This window comes from Streptomyces europaeiscabiei (genome assembly GCF_001550375.1).
Lineage (GTDB): Bacteria > Actinomycetota > Actinomycetes > Streptomycetales > Streptomycetaceae > Streptomyces > Streptomyces europaeiscabiei.
The window spans coordinates 21248-28597 of sequence record NZ_LRTR01000619.1; the positions used below are offsets into that span (position 1 = coordinate 21248).

A 7350-nucleotide genomic window follows, 5' to 3' on the forward strand; every position below is an offset into this window, starting at 1 on the left:
TGTGCCCCCACCTCGTGGAACGCGGGTCGATGCCGAACAGTTCGGCTGGTCGGTCCACCGTAGCGTGCGCGGGCAGGGGGAGTTGACCGGAGTGGGAAGGCGGCTGGGGCCTGCCCTTTGGATCATGCCTCGGCCGCGGGGGCGTGGTACTAGCTGCCCGTGCCCGTCCTGCCCCAGTCCGGCCCCGCCTTGTCCCATGCCTGGTCCCAGTGGGCGTAGCGGCGGCGGACCATGCGCCAGACGATCAGTCGTCTGGCGCCCTCGACGAGCCCCGCGGCGAGCGCGGTGGCGCCGAATCCGGCCAGCACCGCGTGGGTCGTCGCGGTGGTGGTGTCCAGCGGGCGGCCCACGATGCGGCCTCGGCCGTCCGTCCACAGGGTGAAGTGGTCGCCGGGCCGCGGGGTCCTGAGGTTCGCCATGACCGTGCCGTGGCGGTCGGTGCCGTCCGGGCCGGTCCAGTCGGCGACCACGCGGCTCTGACGGTCGCGGGTCGTGGCGGTCTCCGGGTCCGGGTCCAGCGGGGAGCCGTCGACCTTCCTGACGACGGTGGCCGTCACCCGGTGCCGGGCCTGCTGCTGGTCGCGCACGGACTGCTGCAGGGCTCCTTGGGCGGTGGTGCCGGCGACGGCGCCGATCAGGGGCGCGGCGACGAGGATCAGCAGGAGTGCCGCGAACGCCAGCCAGGCCTCGACCAGATCGGTCGTCCGGCGCAGTGGATTGTGGCGCCAACGCCACAGCCCGCCGAACGCGCGTAGCCCACCGATTGCCCGCACTGCCCCACACCCCCTTCCGCGTCCGTGATAACCCGGGGCGGAGCCGTCCACGCGCGGTCCGGGTCAAGAGAGAGCGAAATCACCCTCCCGCCGGCCTTCTCATGAACTTCTCACAAAGACCCAACGGTCGGCCCCGGGGCGTGTGTTCCCCGCACGCGAACCGAATCGTAGGAGATTGAATTTTCAAGTGGGGAAGGGGGGTTCCCTCAGGACCACGCAGATCTCGTCGAGATCGAACTCCCTATTCGAGCACCCGCACCGGATCGCCGATCCGTACCGTGCCCCCGGATTCCGGAACGAGGTTCTGCCCGAAGACCAACCTGTCGCCGAAACGGCGGTGGCGGGCGAGAGTGCGCAGTGGCTCGCGGCCACGCTCGGCGGTGTCCTGGTCGGTGGTGGTCACCACGCACCGGCCGCACATCTTGGCCACCCGGAAGGTGACCTCGCCGATCGCGACGCGCCGCCAGTCGTCCTCGGCCCAGGCGTCCGTGCCGTCGACCACCACGTTCGGCCGGAAGCGGCTCATGGGGAGCGGGCCCTCTTCGGGGTGGCCGCCCTGTGCGACCAGCGCGTTGAGCGCGTCGAGCGAGGCGAGCGTGGTGAGCAGCAGGGGGTAGCCGTCGGCGAAGCTGACGGTCTCGCCGGGGCGGGCGTACTCGGGGTCGAGCGGGCGGCGGGTCGCCGGGTCGTCGAGGTGCACGAGCCGCACGGGGACGCCCAGATAGTCGCTGAACCAGGCATGCGCCGCGGCGTCGGCGGGGACCCCCTCCACCTTGTCCCGCCAGATCTCCACGGTGACCGTGCCGGTGGGCTCCGGCACGGGCACGGTGAGGGGCGCGCGGCCGGACGCGGACAGCAAGAGACCGCCGCCGGGCAGCAGCCCGGCGGCGGCCAACGCCATACGCGGATGCGGACGTTGAGTGATGACCTTGCCCGAGCCGTCGACCAGCACCCAGCGGCGGTCGCCCGCCAGCCCCCAGGGCTCCACGACGGCCTCGTCGGGGGCGAAGCCCCGGGCCGCCTTCAGCGGGTGGACGTGGATCGAGTGCAGCGACGGATTCCCCATGGGGTCATCCTGCCAGCGGACCGTGACAACCCCACACGAAATATTCCAAGTACGTCAGTACCCGCGGTACTGCTGTCCGTTGTACGGGTCCTGCTGGTAGGGGGCCGCCTGGGCCGGGCGCGGAGCCGCCGGGCGCATGGCCTCGTAGCCGGCCATGGGACGTTGCTGCTGCTGTTGCGGCTGGGCGCCCGGGTAGCCACGTGGACCCGCGACCTGCTGCGGGATGTACGCGTTGGGTGCCTGCTGCAGCGGCGAGGGCTGCTGGGCCTGCGGATAGCCGTAGACGGGGGACTGCTGGGAGGGGCCGGCCGGCAGCGCGGGGAGCGCCGACGGGAGTGCGGGCAGGTTGTTGCCCGGGATGTCGTACTGGGCGGGTACCCGGATCGGGGCGATCTGAGGAGTTCCCCGCTCGGCGACGAGAGAGTCGTAGATCGGGGTGTCCGCGAAGGACGAGGCGGAGTAGTAACCGCCGCCGTAGGTGGAGCGGGGGGAGGTCATGGCACATAAGTTAAGCCCACGATGTGCTGGTTGGGGAGACCGATAAGAGGGTTGTTTTCCGTGTCGGCAGTGACGCTGGATCCCCAATGCGAGCGAACTCGGCGAAAAAGGGCAGCGAAGTGCGTACTGATCGTGTAAAGGCCGAGTTCCCGGCGGGTTACCGGCGGTTGGCCACGGATCTTTCGGTACGGGTTCTGGGGGTTCCGGGCCCCGGGGGAATAGGTTTGGCGCCGACAACGGATCCGGCCGGATCCGACGGTCCGCGTGGGACGCGGCCTGGCGACGACCTTTGGATGACCTTCTGATGGGGGCGGACATGTCAATGTCGAAAGGATCGAACACCGCGGTGCCGACGGCCGCGCTGCGCGTGGAACTGGGTCGGCGTTCCGCACCGGGCGCGCCCCTCACGGACGCCTCGGCGCTGGTGCTCGTCGGCGGAAAGGTGCGCTCGGACGCCGACTTCGTCTTCTACAACCAGCCCGCGCACTCCTCCGGCGCGGTCCGGCACGAGGGCAAGAGGGACGTGGGGGCCGAGGTGACCGAGTCGCTCCTCGTCGACCTCGCGCGCGTGGAGCCCGCCGTCGAGACCGTGGTGGTGGTCGCCTCGGCGGACGGCGGCACCTTCGGGCAGGTGCCCGGACTGTACATCCGGGTGCTCGACGAGCGGACGGGCACCGAGCTCGCGCGCTTCGACCCCGCGGACGCCGGCGCCGAAACCGCTTTCGTGCTCGGCGAGTTCTACCGCCGACAGGGCGCCTGGAAGTTCCGCGCCGTCGGCCAGGGCTACAGCAGCGGCCTGGAGGGCCTCGCCACCGACTTCGGTATCACCGTGGACGAACCGCAGCACACGGCTGCGGCGGCGCCCGCCCCCGTGGCCGCGCCCGTCGCTCCCCCCGTCACCGTGCCGCGCCCGGTGACACCCGCACCGCCCCCGCCGCCCGCCCCTCCCGTGACGACGCCGGCCCCGGTCCGCCTCACCAAGGTGACGCTGACCAAGGAGGCCCCGGCGGTCTCCCTGTCCAAGCAGGGCGGCACATCCGGCGCGCTGCGCGTGAACCTCAACTGGGAGGTGCGCAAGCAGTTCAAGGGGTGGGGCAGCAAGCTGGGCCGGGCCGTCGCCATGCACGCGGACCTCGACCTCGATCTGTGCGCTCTCTTCGAACTGTCCGACGGCAGCAAGGGCGTCGTCCAGGCGCTCGGCAACGCCTTCGGATCGCTGGGTCAGCCGCCCTTCATCCATCTCGACGGAGACGACCGCACCGGCGCCGTCAGCAGCGGCGAGAACCTCACCGTCAACCTCGACCACAAGCAGTACTTCCGGCGCATCCTCATCTTCGTCACCATCTACGAGGGCGCCCGCTCCTTCGCCGACCTGCACGCGACGGTCACCCTCCAGCCGCAGCACGGGGCCCCCATCGACTTCTCGCTCGACGAGTGCACCGTCCCTTCCACCGTCTGCGCGCTCGCCCTCATCACCAACCAGGGCGGCGACCTCATCGTCCAGCGCGAGGCCCGCTACCTCGTCCCGGAACGCGGAGTGAGTCCGCAGCGTACGGTCGACTACGCCTACGGGTGGGGGATGAACTGGACCCCGGGCAGGAAATAGCCGCCCCCCTGCAAGCCCCTTGTACAAAGGGGCGCTCCGGTTCGGGGCCGGCTCGGAGCTAGCCCTCGTCCAGGACCGAGTCCGGGCGCGCGTAGGTGCGGCCCTTCCAGGCCGCACCGCGCCCCCGGTAGTGCTGCACCGCGGAGTCCACCGTCATCAGCAGATACAGGAACGCCGTGAACGGCAGCAGCGGAGCGAGCCACAGCGGCTGGCCGTAGTAGCGGAGCATCGGCACGTACGTCGCCGCCATCAGCAGCCAGGCGAGCCCGCCGAGGAGCGCCGTCGCAGGGTCTCCCGTGGCCGATCCCGCCAGGAGCGCGACGGGCGGCACGAGGTACACCAGCGCCAGACCGAGGACCGTGCCGGTGAGCAGCAGCGGATTGTGCAGCAGTTGGGCGTAGGCGCTGCGCGAGACCATGCGCCACAGGTCGTGCAGCCGGGGGTAGGGCCGCACGCTGTCCACGCGCTCCGCCAGCCCCAGCCAGATGTGGCCGCCGCTCCTCTTGACCGCCTTGGCCAGGGCCACGTCGTCGATGACCGCCTGCCGGATCGCGTCCGGGATCCGCGCCCGCTCGGCGGCCTCGGCGCTCAGCAGCACACAGCCCCCCGCCGCTGCCGCCGTGCGTGAACCCCGTACGCCGATCCTGCGGAACGGATACAGCTGGGCGAAGAAGTAGACGAAAGCGGGCACGACGAGCCGCTCCCAGACGCTCTCGGCACGCAGCCGGGCCATCTGGGAGACGAGGTCGAAGCCGCCGGTGCGCGCGGCCGCCGCCAATACGCGCAGGCTGTCCGGCCGATGCGCGATGTCGGCGTCCGTCAGCAGCAGGAACTCGGGTCCACGCGCGCGTGCCAGCGCGATTCCGTGCCGCACGGCCCAGAGCTTGCCCGTCCAGCCGGCGGGCGGCTCCCCGGGTGAGGACACGGTCAGGGGCAGCCCGCCGAAGCGTCGGGACAGCTCACGGGCCAGGTCACCGGTGCCGTCCGAGCTGCCGTCGTCGACCAGGAAGACCTCCGCCCGGCCGGGGTAGTCCTGGGCCAGCAGCGACGGCAGGCTCTCGGGCAGTACGGCGGCCTCGTCACGGGCGGGGACGACGACGCACACGTACGGCCAGTCGTCCGGGTCCCGGCGGGGTGGCAGGCGCACATCGGTGCGCCAGAAGAAGCCCTGGCCGAGCAGCAGCCACAGCCAGGCGGCGAGTGATCCGGCGGCGATCCACGCGATGGCGCTCACGCCCGCAGTCTGCCCCACCGGAGCGGCCGTACCGAGGCCATCGTCTATCGTGGCGGGGTGAAGATCGCGCTCATGGACTCCGGTATCGGTCTGCTCCCCGCTGCTGCCGCGGTACGGCGGCTGCGGCCCGACGCGGATCTCGTGATCTCCTCGGACCCCGACGGCATGCCCTGGGGCCCGCGCACTCCGCAGGAGCTCACGGAGCGTGCGCTCGCCGTCGCCGAGGCGGCGGCCGCCCACTCGCCCGACGCCCTGATCGTCGGCTGCAACACCGCGTCCGTCCACGCCCTGCCCGCCCTGCGCGCCCTCCTCGAACCCGGTCTGCCGGTCATCGGCACCGTCCCGGCGATCAAGCCGGCCGCGTCCGGCGGCGGCCCCTTCACCATCTGGGCGACACCCGCCACCACCGGCAGCCCCTACCAGCGCGGCCTCATCGAGGAGTTCGCCGACGGTGTACCGGTCACCGAAGTGCCCTGCTGGGGACTGGCCGAAGCGGTGGAGCACGCCGACGACGCCGCGATCGACGCCGCGATCACCGCGGCCGCCGCACTGACCCCCGACGATGTGACGACCGTCGTCCTGGGCTGCACCCATTACGAACTGGTCGCCGAACGCATCCGCGCGGCTGTCCACAAGCCCGGCCGCCCGCCCCTCGTCCTGCACGGTTCCGCCGGGGCCGTGGCCGCCCAGATGCTGCGCCGTATCGGCGAGCTGCCGAAGCCCGAGGCCGACTGGACCGAGGCGACGCTGACCGTCATCCTCAGCGGCCGCGAGGGCTCGCTGCCCGCCCCGGCACTGGCCTACGAGGAGGGCAGACTGCTCCGGACGGCCAGTCCCGCGCTGGCCGTCGCCCCGGAGCAGTGACGTTCCGCAACCAGGTGCCCGCGCTGTGGAACCTGCGAGTAGTCTCAAAGCCATGAGGGACCACCCCCACGGCGAGACGGGCGCCCCCGCAGGCCCGCACCCCGAGGTATGGACCGGCCGCGCCACCAACCGCGGCCAGTGGCTGCTGGCACTCGGCGGCGCAGCCTGCATGGCACTGGGCATCGAACTCGCGGTCGACTCCGCGTGGACGTCCGGTACCGCCCCGCTCGTCATGGCGGTCGTCGGCTGCATCGCGGCAGGGCTGCTCGTCCTGTTCGGCACGCTCGCGTTCGTGCATGTCTCCGTGAAGGTCGACGAGGAGTGCCTCGAAGTCCGGTGCGGGCACATCGGTGTGCCGCGCCGCCGCATCCCTCTGTCCCAGGTCGCCGACGCCGTCTTCGCCCCGTGCGTCACCCCCCACCAGTGGGGCGGCTGGGGTTACCGCTGGAGGCCCGAGAAGGGCACCGCCGTCGTCGTACGACGGGGGGAGGCCGTGGTGCTGCGCCTCTGGGACGGCCACACGTTCACGATCACCGTGGACAACGCGGAGACGGCTGTGAGCGTCATCCGCGCCCGCCTGACCCCTAAGGCGTCCGGCGCCGCACGCTGACGCCCTTCGTCCCGGCCGGCGCCCGCGTCTAGCGGTCGTCGGGGTCCGACGCTCCGATGCCGTCGTCCCCGTCCGTCAGGGGCCGGGCCGTGGCCATCCCCGCGAGGAGGCCCGCGCCCGCCGTCACCGTCGTGAAGCTCAGCGCGTTGCCGACCGCCGCGATCGCGGCCAGCGCGGTCAGGGCCGCGCCCGCGGTGAGGACGACCGGAGTGGAGCGCGGGGCGCGCCACAGGACGTACAGGATCCAGGCGAACACCGCGGCCAGCAGGGCGACACCGATGACCCCCTGCTCCGCCGCCAGCTGCAAGGGTGCCGAGTGGGGTTTGTCGTCGGACGGCAGCGACAGGGCGACCGTCGGGCTGAGTTCCCCGAAGCGGCCGGGCCCCGTGCCCAGCAGCGGCTCGTCGTGGGCCAGGCCGAGCGCGTCGTGCCACAGCAGGACCCGGTGCGGGGTGAGCTGGCCCTCCAGCGAGTCGGTCAGCCCGGCCGGCAGCGCGTCCTCGGCGATCGCCCAGACCGTCGCCGTCACCAGGGCCGTGGCGAGCGCCAGCCCCGCGAGCCCCAGGCCCCGGTGGCGCATCCGGGCCGCCGCGAGCGAGCACAGCAGTACCCCGACGCACGCGGCGAAGCCGGTGGTCGAGCCGAGCACGGCCGCCGTCACCGCGATGCCGCAGGTCAACAGCCGCAGGGCCAGCCGAG

Annotated in this window: 8 protein-coding genes; 3 read left to right on the forward strand and 5 right to left on the reverse strand. The window is 72.3% G+C overall.

Annotated features, from left to right (window positions below):
- Window positions 1-149: 149 nt before the first annotated feature.
- From AWZ10_RS30150 to AWZ10_RS30160, 3 genes are all read right to left on the reverse strand, one after another.
- On the reverse strand, window positions 150-773 hold the full coding sequence (locus AWZ10_RS30150; RefSeq protein WP_046703634.1) for an Rv1733c family protein: 624 nt from the start codon (window positions 771-773) through the stop codon (window positions 150-152).
- Window positions 774-1014: 241 nt separating this feature from the next.
- A complete protein-coding gene (locus AWZ10_RS30155) occupies window positions 1015-1839 on the reverse strand; it encodes an MOSC domain-containing protein (protein ID WP_046703633.1) in 825 nt (274 codons plus the stop codon).
- 54 nt (window positions 1840-1893) lie between these two features.
- Entirely contained in the window at window positions 1894-2337 is a 444-nt protein-coding gene (locus AWZ10_RS30160) for a DUF6643 family protein (protein WP_046703632.1), read from the reverse strand.
- A 316-nt stretch (window positions 2338-2653) separates the two neighbouring features.
- Between AWZ10_RS30160 and AWZ10_RS30165 the strand changes: the two genes are divergently transcribed.
- Window positions 2654-3943 carry a TerD family protein gene (locus AWZ10_RS30165; protein ID WP_244172593.1) on the forward strand — a complete coding sequence of 430 codons (1290 nt, stop codon included), beginning with the start codon at window positions 2654-2656 and terminating at the stop codon, window positions 3941-3943.
- A 58-nt stretch (window positions 3944-4001) separates the two neighbouring features.
- On the opposite strand, the gene AWZ10_RS30170 is transcribed toward AWZ10_RS30165, so the two are convergent.
- Window positions 4002-5177, reverse strand: coding sequence for a glycosyltransferase (locus AWZ10_RS30170; RefSeq protein ID WP_173531653.1), 1176 nt, complete (start codon window positions 5175-5177; stop codon window positions 4002-4004).
- Between the two features lie 57 nt (window positions 5178-5234).
- Here AWZ10_RS30170 and AWZ10_RS30175 point away from each other — a divergent pair, with 57 nt between their 5' ends.
- The gene (locus AWZ10_RS30175; RefSeq protein ID WP_046708371.1) at window positions 5235-6041 is read left to right on the forward strand and encodes a glutamate racemase; all 807 of its coding nucleotides are present in this window, start codon (window positions 5235-5237) and stop codon (window positions 6039-6041) included.
- A gap of 52 nt (window positions 6042-6093) precedes the next feature.
- A complete protein-coding gene (locus AWZ10_RS30180; RefSeq protein ID WP_037690660.1) occupies window positions 6094-6651 on the forward strand; it encodes a hypothetical protein in 558 nt (185 codons plus the stop codon).
- Window positions 6652-6679: 28 nt separating this feature from the next.
- On the opposite strand, the gene AWZ10_RS30185 is transcribed toward AWZ10_RS30180, so the two are convergent.
- Window positions 6680-7350 (reverse strand): O-antigen ligase family protein (locus tag AWZ10_RS30185; protein ID WP_167366002.1); only part of this gene is annotated, 671 nt, incomplete at its 5' end.

Excerpts from the sequence above, each read along its gene's own strand:
- AWZ10_RS30155 (WP_046703633.1), bottom strand. The coding sequence starts at position 1,839 with ATGGGGAATCCGTCGCTGCACTCGATCCACGTCCACCCGCTGAAGGCG.
- AWZ10_RS30160 (WP_046703632.1), bottom strand. The coding sequence starts at position 2,337 with ATGACCTCCCCCCGCTCCACCTACGGCGGCGGTTACTACTCCGCCTCG.
- AWZ10_RS30165 (WP_244172593.1), top strand. The coding sequence starts at position 2,654 with ATGTCAATGTCGAAAGGATCGAACACCGCGGTGCCGACGGCCGCGCTG.
- AWZ10_RS30180 (WP_037690660.1), top strand. The coding sequence starts at position 6,094 with ATGAGGGACCACCCCCACGGCGAGACGGGCGCCCCCGCAGGCCCGCAC.